Here is an 18,040-nt window from a genome sequence, read left to right as displayed (position 1 = left end):
AGGGGGTCCGGCGAGGTCAGCCTGCCGTCAGGGTGAAGGTCTGCGCGGCGGACGACGCGCAGGGGCGCTGGGACAGGCGGGCCCCGTTCGCGGTGGAGGCGCCGTCGACGTCGAGGCACTTGCCGCTGTGCCGGGCGACGAAGCGGTACCCGCCCGTGGTGCCGGCCTGCTCGGGGCGCCATTGCTGGTTGGTGCCGCCCACGTAGTCCCACAGCTGGACGCGTGTGCCGTCGGCGCCGGCGCCGGGTCCGCCGTCGACGTCCCACGCCTTGGCGTTGTGCCGGTTGACCACCTGGTAGTAGCCGTCGCCGGTGGGGCGGAACTGCCAGGACTGGTTGGCGCCGCCGCCGCAGGCCCACTGCTGCAGGGCGGTGCCGTTGGCGGTGCCCCAGTCGGCTGCGTCCAGGCAGGCGCCGCTGCCGCCGTTCACGACGTGGTACCAGGCGCCGGGGTCGATCGGGCCGGTCGGTCCGCCACCGGTGCCGCTCCACACGAAGGTGGCGACCGCGCCGGCCGGGAGCGTGTAGGCGAGCGACCTGCCGCCGTCGGTGACGGAGAAGCGCTGGGAGCCGGAGGCGGTGTTGACCACGTAGGCGACGCGGGAGCCGTCGGGGTTCCGGAAGGCGACGTTCTGCACACCCCCGGGTCCCTGACTGCTGGAGCCGATGCGGGTGGCGCCGGGCCGGACGAACTTGCTGACGTGGCCGAGCACGTAGTACTCGGCGTTGCGGGTCACGTTGCCGCCGGCGATCTCGACCACCCCGTTGCAGCGGTCGGCGCAGTGGCCCTGGTGGGGACCGCCGCTCTGGTCCAGGGCGAGGTTCCAGGTGAGGACGGTCTCGCCGCCGTGGCGGAAGTTCTGCACGACGAGGTTCTCGGCCTGCCAGCGCAGGGTGTCGGCGAAGGTCCGGGAGGCGTCGGCGCTGTCGGTGCCGGAGCACTCGGTGAAGAAGACGCGCTCGCCCGCGTCGGCGACCTGCTGCTGCGCGGAGACCTGGCCGCCGTAGCAGTGGAAGGCGGCGCCGACGACACGGTCGATGCCCGCGGTGCGGGAGAGGACGTCGAGGGGGTAGCCCGGGTGGTCCCAGTTGTGGTCGAAGGCCAGGATCTCCGTGGGCAGTCCGGCCGCGGTCAGCTTCGGGTCCAGCACCTTCAGGAAGTCGGCCTGCTGCGCCGACGTCATCGACATCGAGGGGTACGTGGTCGCGAACTCCGGTTCGTTCTGCACGGTGAGGTCGGAGAGCGCTATGCCCTCCTGGCCGTACGCCTTGATCGCCTTGACCAGGTAGTCGGCGTACGCCCCGTAGTTCTCCGGCGCGAGGCTCCCGCCGTTGAGGGAGTTGCCGCTCTTCATCCAGGCCGGCGGGGACCAGGGTGTCCCCATGAAGCGGATGCGCGGGTTGACCGCGGTGGCCTGTTCGAGGACGGGGATGATCTCGGCCTTGTCCCGGTCGATCGAGAACCGGCCGGGGGTGTCCTCGTAGGAGTGGGGGTCGTAGGTCGCGTCGAAGTCGGTACTGCCGAGCGGTTGGCGCAGGTAGTTCAGGCCGATGCCGTCCCCGGCGGTGGAGAACAGCGACCGCATCAGCTCACCGCGCCGGTCCGCGGGCAGGCTCTGGACGAGGTGGGCCGACGCACCCGTCACGGAGGCGCCCGCGCCGGTGAACCGCTGCCCCTCGGCCCCGCCGTCGATCCGGATGTCGACGGGCTGAGGGCTGCCGGTGAAGGGGATGTCGCCCTCGGCCGTGAGTCTCTTGGAGCCGTCCGGTGTGGTGACCCACACCTGGGCGACCGGATCGGCGGCCCGGGCGGTTCCGGTGCCCGCCAGGCCGAGACCGAGGGCGGTCAGACCCGTGAGGGCCAGGGCGACGACGCCCGCGGTGGCGGGCCGGGCGGTCGAGGGGCGGGATCTCGTACTGGTCGGCATGGTGGTACTCCTTCGCTTCGGTGCGGGGCGGGGTGTACCGGGCGACCCGGAGCGGCGTACGGAGCCGGTCTCCGGTCCGGTCGGTACCGAGACCGTGGAGCGCGGGACGACGGCGCCATGAAAGCACACTTACTAAGTACTTAGTAAGTGGTCTGCGTCACTCCGGTCGGCGGGTCGGCGGAGCACGGAGCGGACGGCGGGACAGACCGTAGGCTGTCGCCGTGAGCGACCGATCAGTGGGCAGGCCCACGCGCAGACCGAAGGCCGGGCCCCGCACCCCGCGCAGTCCCGAAGCCGTCCGGCGGCAGCAGGAGATCCTCAGCATCGCCACGGACACCTTCGCCGCCCGCGGGTACAACAACGCCTCCCTCGCGGAGATCGCCGACCGGGCGGGGCTGACCCAGGCCGGTGTCCTGCACTACTTCCGGTCGAAGGCGCTGCTGCTCACCAGCGTGCTCGAACTCCGCGACCAGCAGGACATCGAACAGCTGGGCGCCGAGCGCCCGCACGGGCTGGCCTTCCTGCGCCACCTCGTCGACACGGCCGGGCGCAACGCCGAACGGGAGGGCATCGTCCGGCTCTACGCCGTGCTGTCCGCCGAATCCGTCACCGACGAGCATCCCGCGCAGGCCTACTTCCGCGACCGCTACACCGGACTGCGCGCGTTCGTCACCGACGCGCTGACCGAGGCCTGCGGGCTGACCGGGGCCGACACGGCCCGTGCGGGGCAGGCGGCCAACGCGATCATCGCGGTCATGGACGGCCTCCAGGTCCAGTGGCTCCTCGATCCCTGCGCCGTCGAGATGGCCGCGTCCACGGATCTGGTGATCCGCTCGCTGCTGGGCACGCTGGCGCCCGAACGGTTCGCCGCGGATGACGACTGGACGCGGTGACGCCCGTACTTGTACCTTTCGGTCGACCGTGACACCGCCTGAGGAGGTGAGACCCATGAACGCTGTATCGACGTGGGTGCTCCCCCTTCCCGTCATGGCCGGCGACTGACGCAGACGTCGCCGGGAGCGCCTCGAACTGAAGGCACTCCCGAAAGGCAACACCCATGCAATCTGGGCAGTTCACCCCCGCGCCGTCATCCGACGGGACGGCCGCGCACGACTTCGACGTGATCGTCGCCGGCTGCGGTCCGACCGGCGCGGTGCTGGCCGCCGAGCTGCGGCTGCACGGTGTGCGGGTACTCGTTCTCGAGCGGGAGACCGAGCCCGCGTCGTACGTCCGCATCGTGGCCCTGCACATGCGCAGTATCGAGTTGATGGCCATGCGCGGACTCCTGGACCGCCTCCTCCAGCACGGCAGGCGGCGCCCGATCGGCGGACTCTTCGCCGCCATCCCGGCGCCCGCGCCCGCGAACCCGGACTCCGAGTACGCCTTTCTGCTGGGCATTCCGCAGCCGGTCGTCGTCCGGCTCCTGGAGGAGCACGCGGTGGCGCTGGGGGCGCGCGTCCGGCACGGGGGCGCGGTCGCCGGTCTCGAGCAGGACGACAAGGGTGTGACCGTGGAGCTGGCGGGCGGGGAACGGCTGCGCTCGCGCTACCTCGTGGGCTGTGACGGCGCGCGCAGCACCGTGCGCAAGCTGCTGGGCGTCGGCTTCCCGGGCGAGCCCTCGCGCAACGAGACGCTGATGGGCGAGATGGAGGTGGGTCTGCCACCGAAGGAGGTCGCCGCCCGGGTGGCCCGGGTCAGCGAGACCCGGCACCGGTTCTGGCTGCGCCCCTTCGGCCCGGAGATCTACAGCGTCGTGGTCCCCGGTGCGGGAGTCGGCGATCGTACGGCGGCGCCCACCCTGGAGGACTTCAAGGAGCGGCTGCGCGCCGTCGCCGGGACCGACTTCGGAGTCCACTCGCCGCGCTGGTTGTCCCGCTTCGGGGATGCCACCCGGCTGGCCGAGCACTACCGGGTCGGACGGGTGCTGCTGGCCGGCGACGCGGCACACATCCACCCGCCCACCGGCGGGCAGGGCCTCAACCTGGGCGTCCAGGACGCGTTCAACCTCGGCTGGAAGCTGGCCGCGCGGATCCGCGGCTGGGCACCGGACACCCTGCTGGACACCTACCAGGCCGAACGCCGACCGGTCGCCGAGGACGTGCTGGAGAACACCCGGGCCCAGATGGAACTGCACTCCACCGAGCCCGGCCCGCAGGCCGTGCGCAGACTGCTCACCGAGCTGATGGGCTTCGACGAGGTGAACCGCCGCCTCACCGAGAAGATCACCGCGACCGGCATCCGGTACGACTTCGGCGAGGGCCCCGACCTGCTCGGCCGCCGTATCGAGGACGTCGAGGTGGAACAGGGCCGCCTCTACGGTCTGCTGCACCGCGGTCGCGGCCTGCTGCTGGACCGCACGGGGCACCTGACCGCGGGCCCCTGGTCGGACCGCGTCGACCACCTCGCCGACCCGGGCGCGGCGCTGGACGTTCCGTGCGTCCTGGTACGTCCCGACGGCCACGTGGCCTGGACCGGCGACGACCAGCGGGACCTGGACGGGCACCTGGCCCGCTGGTTCGGCGAGCCGACCGGCTGACACACCCTCCGGCGGCCCGGGGGACACCGCTCAACGGGACGGCTGGACCCGGTCGAACAGCGCGAGCGCTTCGGCCGGGTCCGGACCCACGCGGCGTTCCAGACCGGCGCGATCAGGCGCGAGATCACGGACCTGCGGTCCGAGCGGGCCACGGGCCTGTCCAAGAGCGAGTGGCAGCGCGCACGCGGGCCCCATGTGACACGGATGCTGGCCACGGGCCGCTACCCGGCACTGGCCAGGGCCGTGCACGACGGGACGCACGTGGACGCGGAGGAGTCCTTCACGACCGGCCTCGACTGGGTCCTCGACGCCGTGGCCGCCAGACTCGGCTGACCGGCATGGCCATGTGAAGATCCCGCTTCGCCGGACGAGGGCGCGATGGCGCGGTGCCGGAGGTGAAGGGCCCGTCGAGGGCGTGGAGCGCCTCGACGTCCCTCCGGCCGGGCCGCGCGGCACTCGCAGGCCGTGTCGTCGGCGGTCGTCATGGACCGAACCTGCGACGTGCCCCCTCTCATCGGAGCCGAGCGGCACCGGCGGGGACGGGCAGGAGCCGGAAGGTGTCCGCGTCTGTGACGACGCGGCCGGCGGTGGGCGGCGCGAAGTGGGTGCCCAGGAGGAGGGTGTCCGTGTCGGCCAGCCGGCCGAGCAGTTCGCGGCGGGAGGCCTCGGACGCTTCCGGGTCGATGTCGACGCAGGCTCCTACGGCGGGGTGGGCGAGCTGAACGGGGTGGTGGATGCAGTCGCCGGTGATCACTGCCGTCCGGGCGCGGCTGGTCAGCTCAAGGGCGAGGTGGCCGGGCGTGTGCCCGGGAGTGGGGATCAGGCGCAGGCCCGGGACCACCTCCATGCCCTCGGCGGGGACGTCCACGAGGTCGAGCAGCCCTGCCTCCTCCACCGGGAACACGGAGTCCCGGAACATCTGCCTGCGCGCCTGATCCATGTCGTACCCGGCCCAGAACTCCCGCTCCGTGCGGGACGTCAGGTAACGGGCGTTGGGGAAGGTGGGGACCCACTTCCCGTTCTCGCGCCGCGTGTTCCAGCCGACGTGGTCGGCGTGCAGGTGGGTGAGGACCACCAGGTCGACGGCGTCCGGGGGGTATCCGGCGGCGGTGAGGCGCTGGAGGTACTCCGTGTGCAGGCCGTGCCAGGCCGGGTTGGCCCGCTCCTTGCCGTTGCCGATGCCGGTGTCCACCAGAACGCGGGAGCCGCCGACGGTGAACGCGAAGCTGTGGCTGTCGATGCGCAGGCCGCCCTCGTCGTCGGCGAAGTCGGGACTCAGCCAGTACTGCCCGGCGACGAGGTCCGGGGTGGCGCCGGGCAGCAGCCAGGCTCCGGTCGCGGCCGGCAGGGCCACCTCGTCGATGCGGTGGACGCGGACGTCTCCCACCGTCCAGTACGGGACGGCGGTCCGGGCTGTGGCCGGGGCGGTGCTCATGCTCGTTCGCTTCCTTCGCGTTCGTTCCGGTGGGCGCGGGGCGGGACCTGGCGCACTAATGCAATCTTTTTGCTTTTGAGCACAGTAGAACCTACAGTCCAGCTAACGCAAACACTTAGCGTTTGAGTGTCGCGTCCTGTCCCGTCGCCCGATCCAGAGGAGAGAGCCCGTGCTCGCCCCCGAACCCACTCCGCCGGAGGCGGCCCGCTGGGCCGCCCGCGCCGGACTCCTGCTGCCCGAGGAACGACACGCCGCGGTCGCGGCCACCGCCCGTCACATCCACTCGGTCGTCGCCGTCCTGCGGGAGCTGGACTTCGCCGACACCCCGCCCGCCCCCGCCTACCGCGCGGACCAGGAGACGCACGATGCAGCCGTATGAACTGCCCCTCGCCGCGGCCGCCGACGCCATCCGGACCCGGCGCCTGTCCCCCGTCGACCTGGTGGACTCCGTACTGGAACGCGTCGGACAGACGGATCCGCAGCTCAATGCCTACGTCACCGTCACCGCGGAACACGCCCGCCGGGCCGCTCGTGCCGCGGCGAAGGACATCGCGGCCGGCCGCCACCGCGGCCCGTTGCACGGCGTCCCGATGGGCCTGAAGGACCTCATCGATGTCGTCGGTATCGCGACGTCGGCCAGTTCGCGGGTCCGCGCAGGTCACCGCGCGCAGGCCAGCAGCACCGTCGCCACCCGACTGGAGGCGGCCGGCGCGGTCCTGGTCGGCAAGACCCACACCCATGAGTTCGCCTACGGGCTGACCACCCCGCAGACCAGCAACGCGTGGCACACGGGGCGAGTCGCCGGAGGTTCCAGCGGCGGGTCCGCCGTCGCCGTCGCCGCGGGTGCCGCGACCTTCGCCCTGGGCACCGACACCGGCGGTTCGATCCGGGTGCCCGCCGCGCTGAACGGGGTCGTCGGGCTCAAGCCGACCTACGGCCTCGTCCCCCGGCACGGCGTCACGCCCCTGTCCTGGTCACTGGACCACGTGGGCCCGATCACCCGCACAGTCGAGGACGCCGCCCTGGTCCTGGGCGCCCTGACCGGACACGACCCCCGGGACCCCGCCTCGCCGGCCCCACCGGCGGCGCGGTACCGGCCGGCCGCGGACACCGACCTGACGGGGCTGCGCGTCGGCGTGCCGCGCAACTACTACTTCGACCACGTCGAAGCGGAGGTGGAGACCGCCGTCCGGAGCGCGATCGACCGGCTGGAGGCACTCGGCGCACGTCTCGTCGAGGTCGAGATCCCCATGACCCGCTACCTCCAGGCCACCCAGTGGGGACTGATGGTGCCCGAGGCCACCGCGTACCACGAGCGCACGCTGCGCACCGTCCCCGAGCTCTACCAGGCCGACGTCCGCATCCTGCTCGAGGCCGGTGAACTGATGGGTGCCGGGGACTACCTGCGCGCCCAGCGGGCCCGCACCCTCATGCGCCGGGAGTGGGCGGCCCTGCTGCGAAAGGTCGACCTGATCGCCGCCCCCACCGTCCCGGCGACCGCCGCCAGGGCCGGCCAGGAGACGATCACCTGGTCCGACGGCACCACCGAGGGCGTGTCCGACGCCTACGTACGCCTGTCGTCTCCCGCCAACATCACCGGCATACCGTCGCTGTCCCTGCCGGTCGGCCACGACACGAGGGGCCTCCCCATCGGCATGCAGCTGCTCGGTCCGCCGCTCGGAGAACACGTGCTCCTGCGGGCCGGTCACGCCTACGAGCGGACCCGGCCGGCCCGCGGGCTCGCGCACGCCGCGTGAGCACCGCCCCATAGAGGCAATGTCGTTGCTTTAAGGTGGCTTCCATGAGCAGGCAGATGGTGCGCCCCGGCGGGCGCAGTGCCCGGGTCCAGGCATCCGTGCACGCCGCCGTGCGCGAGCTCGTGTCGGAGGTGGGGCGGGACGCCCTGACCGTACCGCTGGTCGCCCGACGTGCGGGTGTGACGCCGTCGACGATCTACCGGCGCTGGGGCGACCTGCAGGAGCTGCTGTCGGACGTCGCGGTCGAGCGCCTCCGCCCGGACACCGCACCCGGGGACCACGGCGCCCTGGACACCGATCTGACGGCCTGGGCCGAGCAGTTCCTCGACGAGATGGCCTCCCCCGCCGGCCGCGCCTACGTCCGCGACGCCCTGCTCGGCGACCCGGACGGCGGCAATGCCGGCCAGTGCTCCGCCTACGCTGCCGAACAGCTCGGGATCGTTCTCGCCCGCGCGGCCGGACGCGGGGACGACACACCGGATGTCGAGACCGTCATGGACCGGGTCGTCGCCCCCTTGATGTACCGGATTCTCTTCCGCCCGGACGGACTCGACGCCGCGTACGCCGGGCGGCTCGTCGCGCAGGTCCTGGGGCGGACCGGACTCTGACCAGGGTGTCCGCGCGACGTCCGCGGACCTCTCCCCCACCGGCGCCTGCGCTGTCCGTCGCAACGCGGCCGGGCGGCGGTCCGGCATCCGCGTTTTCGGTGCCGCGCCCCCTCCTTTGGGTACGGAACCCGGCAACAACGCCTCGACGAGAGACTGGACATGACTGGACAGCAACTCGATCACCAACCACCCCAGCGCGTCGGCGTCGTCGCCGAGTCCCTGCCCGGGGAGACTCGCGTCGCCGCGACGCCCTCCACGGTGCGCCTGCTGCTCGGCCTCGGTTACGAGGTCGTCGTCGAACCGGGGGCGGGCGCCGCCTCCGGCTTCGGCGACGGGGCCTACTCCGAGGCGGGCGCGCGTCTCGGCGAGGCCTGGGCCGCCGACGTCGTCCTGAAGGTCAACGCCCCGACCGCCGAGGAGATCGCCACGCTGCGCGCGGGGACGACGCTGGTGGCTCTCGTCGCTCCCGCGCAGCGTCCCGAGCTGCTGGAGGCGCTGGCCGCACGTGACGTCACGGTGCTCGCCCTGGACGCGGTGCCGCGGATCTCTCGGGCGCAGTCGATGGACGTGCTCAGCTCCATGGCGAACATCGCCGGGTACCGGGCGGTGATCGAGGCCGCGCACGCCTTCGGCCGCTTCTTCACCGGACAGGTGACCGCGGCGGGCAAGGTGCCGCCGGCCAAGGTCCTCGTCGCCGGGGCCGGTGTCGCGGGGCTGGCCGCCGTCGGGGCCGCGTCCAGTCTGGGGGCGATCGTCCGCGCCACCGACCCCCGGCCCGAAGTCGCCGATCAGGTGAGGTCGTTGGGCGGTGAGTACCTCGCGGTGAACGTGGCCCAGGAGGAGAGCGCCGACGGCTACGCGAGGGCCACCTCGGCCGACTACGACCGCGCCGCGGCCGAGCTGTACCACGAGCAGGCCCGGGACGTGGACGTCGTCATCACCACCGCGTTGATCCCCGGACGCCCCGCTCCGCGGCTGCTGAGCGCCGCCGACGTCGCGGCGATGAGACCCGGCAGCGTCGTCGTCGACATGGCGGCCGCCCAGGGCGGCAACGTCGAGGGGACCGTCGCGGGCCGGACCGTGGTGACCGGCAACGGTGTGACCCTCATCGGCTACACCGACCTCGCGTCCCGGCTGCCGGCCCAGGCTTCGCAGCTCTTCGGCACCAACCTGGTCAACCTGCTCAGGCTGCTCACCCCCGGCGAGGACGGCCGGCTCGTGCTCGACTTCGACGACGTGGTGCAGCGGACCGTGACCGTGGTCCGTGCGGGCACGGTCACCTGGCCGCCTCCCCCGGTCGCCGTGTCGGCGGCCCCGCCCGCCACCGAACCGCCGGCGGCCTCCGCCCCGCCGGTGGGCGCCAGGCCGCCCCGGCTCACCCCGGCGGGGCGCTTCGCACTCATCGGCCTCGGCATGCTGGCGACCTTCCTCATGGTCGCCTTCGCTCCGGCCCAACTGGCGCAGAACTTCACGGTGTTCGCACTCGCCGTCGTCATCGGCTACTACGTGATCGGCAAGGTCCACCACTCCCTGCACACGCCGCTGATGTCGGTGACCAATGCCATCTCGGGCATCGTGGTGATCGGTGCCCTCGTACAGATCGGACACGAGAGCACCCTCGTCACCCTGCTGTCCTTCGTGGCGATCCTGCTGACGAGCGTGAACATCTTCGGAGGTTTCGCCGTCACCCGCCGCATGCTGTCCATGTTCTCGAGAGGCGGATCCCGATGACGTCCCTGACCGCCTCGCGCGCCGCCGACCTGGTCGCGGCGCTGCTCTTCGTCCTCAGCCTCGCCGGTCTGTCCCAGCACCGGACCTCACGCGCCGGCGTCGTGTACGGCGCAGCCGGGATGGCCCTCGCCCTGACGGCGACCGTCGTGGTCTCGGCGCGGAGCGTCTCCGCCGGGCCGGTCGCGCTGATCCTGCTCGCCATGGTGATCGGCGCCGCGGCGGGCCTGTGGCGGGCGCGGCGCGTGGAGATGACGCAGATGCCCGAACTGATCGCGGTTCTGCACAGCTTCGTCGGTCTCGCGGCCGTCCTGGTCGGCTGGAACAGCTACCTGGAGGTCGAGGCCCACGGCTCGCGGGGCCGGATCGCCTCCGACCTGATCGGTATCCACCACGCCGAGGTGTTCATCGGCGTCTTCATCGGCGCGGTCACCTTCACCGGCTCCGTCGTCGCGTACCTGAAGCTGTCGGCGCGGATCAAGTCCCGGCCCCTGATGCTGCCCGGCAGGAACGCCCTCAACCTGGGCGCGCTGGCCCTCTTCGCGGTGCTGACCGTCTGGTTCACCCTCGCCCCGAGTCTCCCGTTGATGGTGGCGGTCACGGCCCTGGCCCTCGCACTGGGCTGGCACCTGGTGGCCTCGATCGGCGGCGGCGACATGCCCGTCGTCGTGTCGATGCTCAACAGCTACTCCGGGTGGGCCGCGGCGGCGGCCGGGTTCCTGCTCGACAACAACCTGCTCATCGTCACCGGTGCCCTGGTCGGATCCTCCGGTGCGTATCTGAGCTACATCATGTGCCAGGCGATGAACCGTTCCTTCCTCTCCGTCATCGCGGGCGGCTTCGGCATCGAAGCCCCGCAGGGCGGTGCCGAGGAGCAGGGCGAGCACCGCGAGGTACGGGCGCAGGAAGCGGCCGAACTGCTCGCCCGGGCCCGGTCCGTGGTGATCACCCCCGGCTACGGCATGGCGGTGGCGCAGGCCCAGCACCCGGTCGCCGAGCTGACCCGGCGGCTGCGCGAGCGCGGCATCGAGGTGCGTTTCGGCGTGCACCCGGTCGCCGGCCGGCTGCCGGGGCACATGAACGTGCTGCTGGCCGAGGCGAAGGTGCCGTACGACATCGTCCTGGAGATGGACGAGATCAACGACGACTTCGCGGACACCTCGGTCGTGCTGGTCATCGGGGCGAACGACACGGTCAACCCGTCGGCGACCGAGGACCCCGCCAGTCCGATCGCGGGTATGCCGGTGCTGCGGGTCTGGGAGGCGGAGCAGGTCGTCGTCTTCAAGCGCTCGATGGCGTCCGGCTACGCGGGCGTGCAGAACCCGCTGTTCTTCCGCGAGAACAGCAGCATGCTCTTCGGGGACGCCAGGCAGAGCGTCGAGGGGATCCTGGAAGCACTCGGCTCCGGGACCGGACCCGGCCCGGCCGCCACCGCGCGGGGGGTGACCGCGGGGCGCTGAATGAGTACGGGGTGAGTATGTGCGCTCATGTCCCCGCGCGTGGCGAGGGCCACACTCCGAGTCATGACGAACCTTCCGCCTCCGGCCGAGGAACTCCGGCTCCTCGACGCCGAGCTGCGGCAACTCGACCTGCGCCGCGCCGCGCTGCTGCACCGCCGCGCGTGGCTGATCCACGTCCTGCGGGCCGCCGCCCAGGGGCCCGGCCCTGGTTCCGGGGCCTCGCCGAAGGGTGGCCCGCCGAGCGCCGGTGCGGGTGCCGTCGCCCGGCGGCCGGAGGCCACCGCCCCCGGCGTGCAGAACGTACTGCTGATGCTCGGTGGTGTGCTGCTGACGGTCGCCGCGATCGCGTTCACCCTCGTCAGCTGGGGCCACCTGGGGATCGCCGGGCGCGCGCTGGTCCTCGGCGCTCTGACCGTCGCGGCGCTGGGCGCGCCCGTGGTGTTGCTGCGGCGCGGGCTGCGGTCGACCGCCGAGGCCGTGGCCGCCCTGGGGACGGCCCTGACGGTGCTCGACGCCTACGCGCTCCACGAGGTGGCGTTGGCCGGCACCGGCGCCGTCGGGTACACGGCGGCCGCGTCCGCCGTCCTGGCGGCGCTCTGGGGTGCGTACGGTGCGGCGACGCGCTCGCCGGTGCCGCCCGCCATCGAGGGGTCCGCCGCCCCCGGGGCCGCCCCGGCAGTCCGGAGGGCGCGCGCCGGGCTCCGGCACCCCGTCCCGCTCGCCGTGGCGACCGCCCACCTTCCTCTCCTGCTGTGGGCGGTCGCCGCCGGCGCGGGCCCGTACGGCCTCACGGCCGTGCTGCTGGCGACGGCCACCGCGAGCACCGCCGTCGCCCTGCGCACGGCCTCGCTGCCGGTACGTGTCGTCGCCGTGACCGGTGCGTCGGGCATGGGCGCCGCCGGTGTCCTGTCGGCCGGGTGGCTCTGCTGGAGCGCGTCCGACCCGGGTTCGGCCGCTCGGGCCGCGGGTCTCCTGGCCGTGGCCGCGGCGGTCGCTCTCGTCACCGGCCGGTTCGTGAAGAACCCGGACGTCGCCGTGGCCTTCGCCTCGGCCGCGGGACTGTCCCTGGTCGCGGGCACCGGCGGCGTGCTGTGGGTCTCGCTGCCCGGCGAGTGGACCGTGCCGGGGTGCCTGGCCTGCGGGATCGCCCTGCTGACGGCCCAGCGGACACCTCTGCCCCGGCCCCTGGTCCGCGGGCTGGTCCATGCGTCGACCGCTGTCCAGTGCTGCGCCGTGCTGTGGGCGGTGCCCCTGGTGGCCGGCACGGTGTCCGGTCCGGCGGCCCTGGGTGCGCGGCCGTGGTCCGGCACACCGCGGGACATCCGGGAGGCCGTGTTCACGGACGTGTCCTGGCCTCCGTACGCGAGCACCGTGCCGCTCGTCCTCGCCGCCGTGACAGGCGTGTTGCTCGTCGCCGGACGGAACACGGCCCGGCGGTCTCCCCTCACCGTGGGGGCGCTCGTCCTCGGCTGGGCCGCCGTCACCGTGCTTCCGGTGGTGCTCCGGCTGCCGTACGGGGCCGGGCTGGTGGCGCAGGGGGCGGTGGTCGTGGCGGCGCTGGGCTTCGCCGTGCGGGCCGGCCGTGCCGACCGGTGGCCGTCGCCACCTGCCCTCACCGCGCTCCTGCTGGCTCTCCTCTCCTCGGTCGGGCTCGCCTTCCTCTCGCTGGGCTCCGCGGAGGCGACGATCGGTGTACTCGCCTCGCTGACGGTCCTGTTCGGTGCTGCGGCCTGCCGCCCCGGGCCCGCTCCGTTCGCCGCGCCGGCCGCCCTCGCTCACGCCACGGCCCTGGCCTGTGCGATCGGTGCGTGGGCCGACCGGCCGCCGCACCACACGGCGTTGCTCGTCCTCGTGGTGCCCGCCGTCGCCGCCGTCTGCGCCGGGCGTACCGGCCCGCGCGCGACCGTGCCGGTCGAGGTGGCGGGCGGGGTCGCGGGTCTGCTCGCCTGTGCGCTCGCCGTGACGGATCTGCCCGTGCTGGCGCTGGTGCTCTCCGTCTGCGGTGTCGTCGCGGCCGGCACCGCGCTGCGTCCTGAGCGGCGTCCGGCAGGCTGGGCGGCTGCCGTACTGTTCCTGCTGGCCGCCTGGGTGCGTCTGGCCGCCTGGGACGTCGTCGTGCCGGAGGCCTACACCCTGCCGGTGACGGTGCCCGCGCTGGTCGTGGGGTTGCTCCGCCGGCGCCGTGACACGGCGGTCTCCTCGTGGACGGCGTACGGTGCCGGGCTGAGCGTGACGCTCGTGCCGAGCCTGCTCGCGGCCTGGGACGACCGGTACTGGCTGCGCCCCCTGCTGCTCGGCGCCGCCGCGCTCGCGGTGACTCTGGTGGGGGCCCGGCACCGGCTCCAGGCGCCGCTGGTGGTCGGCGGGGGTGTGCTGGCGCTGGTCACGCTGCACGAACTCGCCCCGTACCTCGTCCAGGTGGTCGGCGCGCTTCCCCGGTGGGCGCCTTTGGCCCTGGCGGGTCTGGTGCTGCTCGGGCTGGGCGCCACCTACGAGCAACGGCTGCGGGACGCGCGGCGGTTGCGGGAGGCGCTCGGGCGCCTCGGATAGGGGTTTCACGCGCGCAGGTGTGAAGGACCACGTGTCGAACCGGTGCAGCTTTGCGGCTGGGGTCATGGAAGCCGGACGAGGCCGCCCATCTCGCCATGGGCGGCTGATCCGCTTCGTGATAACACGAAGTGATCACTTCGAAAGGCCTACGACTCATGGGTATCTTCAGCCGCCGCCAGACCGCCACCGCCGAGCCGCACACGGCTGCCGACCACGACCGGTTCGCCGCGCGGTCGGCGACGGCGCCGGCCGAGCCCGACCCGGCCCTCCGCGCGCTGACCGGGCACTGGACCATCGACCGCCCGCACAGCCGGATCGGCTTCTCGGTGCGGCACGCCATGGTCACCACGGTCCGCGGGGCCTTCGCCGACTACGACAGCACGCTCTACTTCGACGGAGCCCGCCCCTCCGAGTCCCGGGCCGAGATCGTCATCCGCGTCGCCTCGGTCGACACCGGGGTGGAACAGCGGGACGCTCACCTGGTCGGCAAGGACTTCTTCGACGCGCGCCGCCACCCCGAGATGACCTTCCGCTCCACCTCCACCACGCAGGAGTCGGCGGAGGCGTTCCGCATGACCGGGGACCTCACCATCCGCGGCACGACCCGGCCCGTCGAGCTGCAGCTGGACTACCTCGGTTCGGTCATGGACCCCTTCGGTTACGAGCGGGCGGGCTTCGACGGGACGACCACCATCGACCGGAGGGACTGGGGCCTGGTCTACAACCAGCGGCTCGAGGCGGGCGGGAGCATGGTGAGCGAGAAGGTACGCCTCCAGTTCGACATCTCCGCGATCCGCTCCTCCTGAGTCCGTTCCCGCCCGCCGGCCGCAGTCGTCGGCGGGCGGGAACGGCACGGGGCACGGGCGCTCGGCCGCGGCGAGTCCGGAAGCCGCCTCACGGCGTCGGCGGGCGGGCGTCGCGGGCCTTCGGCACGGCGGCGGTGAAGCGCGCCGCGAGCACGGCCACCGAGACGCCCTGACCGGCACTGTTCCGTCTGAGCCGGAGCCGTGGCCGTAGCCGTAGCCGTGGCCGTGATCGAGAGCAGGGGCGGAGCCGGCGGGGGCGGTGGCGCTCGGGAGCCCCCGGCGGGTTCAGTGCAGGCAGAAGCAGAAGGGATGGCCGGCCGGGTCGGCGTAGACACGCCAGTTGGCGTCCGGTCGGAGCTGGTCCGTCCGCTCCAGGACGGTCGCACCGAGCGCCAGCGCCCGCTTCTCCTCGCCTTCGAGGTCGTCCACGTCGAAGTCCAGGTGAAGCTGCTGGGGCCGGTCCTGACCGGGCCATTCGGGCGCCCGGTAGCCGTCCACCCGCTGGCAGGCCAGGGGCGTCCCCTCGAAGCCGTGCACCTCGACCCATTCGGGTTCGTCCGGGTCCGCGACCACCCGCCCGCCGAGCAGCTCCGCGTAGAACTCCGCGAGCCGTAGCGGGTCGGCGCAGTCCAGCGCGACCGCCTGCAGCTTTCGAATCACGTCCGGCACTCCTCGCTCTCAAGGCCCTGGCCATCCCCCTCGTACGGAAGGTCCTACCCGAGGCGGGGGTGGCCATACCCGGTGCTCGGCGCTCCCGATCGCTTCTTCCCCTTGAAGCACTTGGTGTTGCACGCGGTGCGTGCATAATGGGTACAAGGGCAGTCGAAGAGCTGGGGAAGGACCCGCGTCATGAATGCCTCACTGGATCCGGAGAAACTTGACGCAGCCCTCGAGGGCGTCCACCGCGCCGGGATGCCGGGCCTGTTCGCCGAGGTGATCGACGGCGATCAGGTCTGGCGGGGCGCCGCCGGGGTCGCCGATACGGCCACCGGCCGCCCGGCCGACGCCGCTATGCGCCACCGGGTCGGCAGCATCACCAAGACGTTCACCGCCGCCGCGGTCCTGCAACAGGTCGATCGCGGTCGGATCGGTCTCGACACGCCCGTCGGCCAGTACCTCCCGGGGGTGCTCCCCGGTGACCGCGGCGCGGCCGTCACGGTCCGGATGCTGCTGAACCACACCAGCGGCCTCGCCGAGTACCTTCCCCGGGCCTACCCGTCCCTCAAGGCGTTCCCGGCCCTCGCGGACACCGGGCCCGAGAGCCTGGACGACCACCGGTTCACCCGGTTCGACCCCGCCGAGCTGATCGGGCTGGGGGTCACCGCTCCCGCCGTCGGCGCCCCCGGCGCCACCCCGGGCCTGTACTCGAACACCAACTACCTGCTCCTGGGCCGGCTCCTGGAGCGGGTGACAGACACCACCGCCGAGCGGTACATCACCCGCGAGGTCATCGAACGCGCCGGGCTCCGGCACACCGAGCTGCCCACCGGTCCGTACATGGGCGAGCCGCACTCGCGCCTCTACGAGGCCTGGTTCGGCATGATCGACCCGCCCCGCGACTACAGCGTCTTCGACATGTCGTGGGTGGGACCGGCGGCCTCCCTGACATCCACCGTCTCGGACCTCAACCGCTTCTTCGGGAAGCTGCTGGCCGGTGAGATCGTCAGCCGGTCGTCGCTGGCCGAGATGCGGCGCACCGTGCCGGTGGTGTCGCAGGAGGGGCGGACGATCGAGTACGGCCTCGGACTGCATCCGATCGAGACGACCGGTCCCGACGTGTTCTGGGGCCACGGCGGCACCGCCTGGGGTGCGGGAGCGCTGGCGGGGATCCGCGCCGACGGCGGGCGCCGCATGGCCGTCGCGGTGAACCTCCAGAGGTGGAACGTGCTGGACGCCTCGGGCAGGCCGCGGCGCCATCCCATCGACGACGCGCTCGCGGCGCTGCACCGCTTGGCGCTGTACGGCTGACGTTCCCCGAGCCGGCCAGTGCCCCGACCGTCCGCGGGCTCGCGCGTCAGCCGGTGTGCAGGACGCGGAAGCGACCGGGGTCCGCCGGATCCCGGTCGACGACCTGGACCGGCGCTCCGGCCCACTGCCACACGCCGGTGTCCTCGGCCCGCGAGAAGCGGATGCGTCCCCGGGTGCCGTCGACCGAGACGCCTGCCCATGACTCGGCGGTGCGCGACCGGTCGACGCCGTGCGAGCGCAGCACGTCGGCGAGGACCGCCACCGTGTCGTAGCCCTCGAAGGCGACGAAGGAGGGTGCGCCGGCCAGCCGCTCGCGCAGGGCCGTACCGACGCGCGCGCCGAGCGGGCCCAGTTCCTCGGGCAGATACCGGAGGAAGGGGACCGCCGCACCGTCGGCGCCCAGCGAGGCCGCCCACGTCCCGAACTCGGGTTGTCCCGCCGGAGCACCGATCAGGACGCCGGTCAGGCGCGGGTCCCGGCGGACGGACCTGACGATCGGCACGGCCGGCTCGGGGTGGCCGACCAGGACGAGAAGGACGGTCGCGTCCTGCTCGACGAGTGCGTCGCACACCGACGCGGGGTCCGGCTCGCGCGCGTCGAGAGCGACGACGGTGCCGCCGCGCGGGGCGAGGTGGTTCCGCAGGATGCGCACACCGGTCTCCCAGTAGAGACTCGGCGCGGCCACCACGGCGACGCGACGGTGCCCCGCGGCGAGAAGGAAGTCCGCGTAGATCCGCCAGCCGCGGGACTGGACCGGAGGCAGACGCGCGACCCAGCGCGTCGGCCGGTCGGTGAGTGCGTCGAGCACGGCCGACGAGCACAGGAACGGCAGACCGCGTGCGTCGGCCCTGGTGGCGGCGGCGCGGGCGACGACGCTGTGGTACTCCCCCGCCAGGGCGGCCACGCCCAGCCGGGCCAGTTCGTCCACGGCCGCCACGGCCCGGTCCGGATCCGCCGCCGTGTCGCGGACCGCCAGTTCCAGAGGTCTGCCCGCGATGCCGCCGGTGTCGTTGACCTCGTGCACGGCCAGTTCCATCCCGGCCAGCAGGTGCCGGCCCGCCTCGTCCCAGCCGGGCCTGCTCAGCGGCGCGAGAGCACCGATCCGGACGGGGGCGTTCGTGTCGTCTCGCGCCGGCGGGCGCACCTCGGTGACCATGCGGCCATTGCATCCGCCGGCGGCACCTGCGGGCAACCGCTTATGCGACCGCCTGCCCCCGCGGGGGCAGGGCGCCGGCCAAGTCGGCCGGACGGGCGGCGAGTCGAGT

General features: G+C 73.2%; 14 protein-coding genes and 1 pseudogene. 11 read left to right on the top strand and 4 right to left on the bottom strand.

The window, feature by feature from the left end:
* Window positions 1–16: 16 nt before the first annotated feature.
* Entirely contained in the window at window positions 17–1,927 is a 1,911-nt protein-coding gene (locus EV562_RS27980) for an RICIN domain-containing protein (RefSeq protein WP_133889644.1), read from the bottom strand.
* A gap of 221 nt (window positions 1,928–2,148) precedes the next feature.
* Here EV562_RS27980 and EV562_RS27975 point away from each other — a divergent pair, with 221 nt between their 5' ends.
* The 3 genes and pseudogenes from EV562_RS27975 to EV562_RS27965 form a co-directional block, all read left to right on the top strand.
* The gene (locus EV562_RS27975; protein ID WP_133889643.1) at window positions 2,149–2,820 is read left to right on the top strand and encodes a TetR/AcrR family transcriptional regulator; all 672 of its coding nucleotides are present in this window, start codon (window positions 2,149–2,151) and stop codon (window positions 2,818–2,820) included.
* A gap of 164 nt (window positions 2,821–2,984) precedes the next feature.
* Window positions 2,985–4,463 carry an FAD-dependent monooxygenase gene (locus EV562_RS27970; RefSeq protein WP_133889642.1) on the top strand — a complete coding sequence of 493 codons (1,479 nt, stop codon included), beginning with the start codon at window positions 2,985–2,987 and terminating at the stop codon, window positions 4,461–4,463.
* A gap of 90 nt (window positions 4,464–4,553) precedes the next feature.
* A pseudogene (locus EV562_RS27965) lies at window positions 4,554–4,796 on the top strand (TetR/AcrR family transcriptional regulator C-terminal domain-containing protein); the annotation flags it as partial.
* 178 nt (window positions 4,797–4,974) lie between these two features.
* Here the strand turns inward: EV562_RS27965 and EV562_RS27960 are convergent.
* Window positions 4,975–5,898 carry an MBL fold metallo-hydrolase gene (locus EV562_RS27960; RefSeq protein ID WP_133889641.1) on the bottom strand — a complete coding sequence of 308 codons (924 nt, stop codon included), beginning with the start codon at window positions 5,896–5,898 and terminating at the stop codon, window positions 4,975–4,977.
* 169 nt (window positions 5,899–6,067) lie between these two features.
* On the opposite strand from EV562_RS27960, the gene EV562_RS27955 reads away from it, so the two are divergent.
* The 7 genes from EV562_RS27955 (at window position 6,068) to EV562_RS27925 (ending at window position 14,807) form a co-directional block, all read left to right on the top strand.
* Window positions 6,068–6,277 (top strand): hypothetical protein, encoded by a 210-nt coding sequence (locus EV562_RS27955; protein ID WP_133889640.1) that lies wholly within the window; start codon window positions 6,068–6,070, stop codon window positions 6,275–6,277.
* Window positions 6,264–7,655 carry an amidase gene (locus EV562_RS27950; protein WP_133889639.1) on the top strand — a complete coding sequence of 464 codons (1,392 nt, stop codon included), beginning with the start codon at window positions 6,264–6,266 and terminating at the stop codon, window positions 7,653–7,655. Before EV562_RS27955 ends, EV562_RS27950 begins: the two co-directional genes overlap by 14 nt.
* 44 nt (window positions 7,656–7,699) lie before the next feature.
* The gene (locus EV562_RS27945; RefSeq protein WP_133889638.1) at window positions 7,700–8,263 is read left to right on the top strand and encodes a TetR/AcrR family transcriptional regulator; all 564 of its coding nucleotides are present in this window, start codon (window positions 7,700–7,702) and stop codon (window positions 8,261–8,263) included.
* Window positions 8,264–8,422: 159 nt separating this feature from the next.
* Complete coding sequence (locus EV562_RS27940) at window positions 8,423–9,994, top strand: Re/Si-specific NAD(P)(+) transhydrogenase subunit alpha (RefSeq protein ID WP_133889637.1); 1,572 nt, start codon at window positions 8,423–8,425, stop codon at window positions 9,992–9,994.
* Entirely contained in the window at window positions 9,991–11,451 is a 1,461-nt protein-coding gene (gene pntB, locus EV562_RS27935; protein ID WP_166662032.1) for a Re/Si-specific NAD(P)(+) transhydrogenase subunit beta, read from the top strand. The genes EV562_RS27940 and pntB overlap by 4 nt, the downstream gene beginning before the upstream one ends.
* A 63-nt stretch (window positions 11,452–11,514) precedes the next feature.
* On the top strand, window positions 11,515–14,001 hold the full coding sequence (locus EV562_RS27930; RefSeq protein WP_133889636.1) for a hypothetical protein: 2,487 nt from the start codon (window positions 11,515–11,517) through the stop codon (window positions 13,999–14,001).
* A 155-nt stretch (window positions 14,002–14,156) separates the two neighbouring features.
* Complete coding sequence (locus tag EV562_RS27925) at window positions 14,157–14,807, top strand: YceI family protein (RefSeq protein WP_133889635.1); 651 nt, start codon at window positions 14,157–14,159, stop codon at window positions 14,805–14,807.
* Window positions 14,808–15,092: 285 nt separating this feature from the next.
* Here EV562_RS27925 and EV562_RS27920 read toward each other — a convergent pair whose 3' ends face one another.
* On the bottom strand, window positions 15,093–15,467 hold the full coding sequence (locus EV562_RS27920; RefSeq protein WP_133889634.1) for a VOC family protein: 375 nt from the start codon (window positions 15,465–15,467) through the stop codon (window positions 15,093–15,095).
* A 189-nt stretch (window positions 15,468–15,656) separates the two neighbouring features.
* Here EV562_RS27920 and EV562_RS27915 point away from each other — a divergent pair, with 189 nt between their 5' ends.
* Window positions 15,657–16,775 (top strand): serine hydrolase domain-containing protein, encoded by a 1,119-nt coding sequence (locus tag EV562_RS27915; protein WP_133889633.1) that lies wholly within the window; start codon window positions 15,657–15,659, stop codon window positions 16,773–16,775.
* Between the two features lie 46 nt (window positions 16,776–16,821).
* Here the strand turns inward: EV562_RS27915 and EV562_RS27910 are convergent, their stop codons facing one another.
* The gene (locus tag EV562_RS27910) at window positions 16,822–17,931 is read right to left on the bottom strand and encodes an ABC transporter substrate-binding protein (protein ID WP_133889632.1); all 1,110 of its coding nucleotides are present in this window, start codon (window positions 17,929–17,931) and stop codon (window positions 16,822–16,824) included.
* Window positions 17,932–18,040: the final 109 nt, after the last annotated feature.

Origin of the sequence: Streptomyces sp. BK208 (assembly GCF_004364245.1) — a bacterium.
Lineage (GTDB): Bacteria > Actinomycetota > Actinomycetes > Streptomycetales > Streptomycetaceae > Streptomyces.
This window is presented reverse-complemented; position numbering and strand designations above follow the sequence as displayed.